The 983-nt window shown below is 41.3% G+C and carries 2 protein-coding genes; both read left to right on the forward strand.

What is annotated here, in order from left to right:
- Window positions 1–76: 76 nt before the first annotated feature.
- Complete coding sequence (locus tag INF73_RS21925; protein WP_193547348.1) at window positions 77–538, forward strand: hypothetical protein; 462 nt, start codon at window positions 77–79, stop codon at window positions 536–538.
- Window positions 539–541: 3 nt separating this feature from the next.
- Window positions 542–983 (forward strand): WavE lipopolysaccharide synthesis family protein (locus tag INF73_RS21930; protein WP_370567550.1); only part of this gene is annotated, 442 nt, incomplete at its 3' end.

The following is a 983-nucleotide window of genomic DNA, read 5'->3' on the forward strand; positions in this document are numbered from 1 at the left end:
TTTTTTAGTCGTCAGGCTTCCTTAAAACTGTCTTGCTTCGAGCTATTTCGTATGATTGTTACAATGCGGAGGAAGCGTGGTCATTAAGATACTTACTGCTATGGAGGATGATGCTCGCAGCTGGCTGGATGGAAACTCATTAGCGATGGCGGAACTGCCCTCACCAGAAACAACGCAACGGCTCATCCTTTGTCTAAGAGATGATACGGTGATCAACAAGCGAAAATTAGGTGTTCGAGGATCTTCGAGACAGGCATTAGTGATAATAATCCAGCAATTGAACTTTGCTGAAAATCCGACATCGTTGGCGACGGACATTGCGTACTGGAGAGCATTTAAAGGCCCTGTTTATATCGTTCTTACTGGAGGGACCTTATTAAGACGACAGGTTAATTGGTGTGAACAGCTCGATTTCGTTACAACTTCGGAACCTCCAATTCTGCAACTTCTTTTATCAATTGTTGCGGAAATGTTGTTGGTTGGAAATGGCGTTTTTTGGCGTGTTGGCCGACGTTTGTTTCGCACGTTGCGGAGATAAGAAGTGAATTCGTTAAGCATTGTTATTCAGGGGCCATTTGGTACTAAAGAGTATTCAAAACAAGCGTTTTTAAAGCATCTTGAGGAAATGAGAAGGTTGTTTCCACTATCAGAAATAATATTTTCAACATGGAAATGTGATTCGAAAGCGCAAGAGGAATTACGCGTTAGTTTAGACAAGTTAGGAGTTGTTCTTGTCATAAGCGACGATCCTGGTATTCTCGAAGTTAATGACTCCAACGGTCGAAATAGGACGAATGTAAACAGATTAATTATTTCAACGCGTGCTGGGCTTGATGTTGTAACACGTCCATTTACGGTTAAGATGCGTTCTGATTGTTTTGTCAGGACGAGAGATATTGTTGCCTTACTTGAAAAATATATAAGTACTGAAAATGGGTTGTTTCGAGACAAAGGCTATTCAGTTTTTCAACAGCGCGTACTAA

Origin of the sequence: Enterobacter cloacae complex sp. P6RS, assembly GCF_014982245.1 — a bacterium.
Taxonomy (GTDB): Bacteria; Pseudomonadota; Gammaproteobacteria; order Enterobacterales; family Enterobacteriaceae; genus Enterobacter; species Enterobacter bugandensis.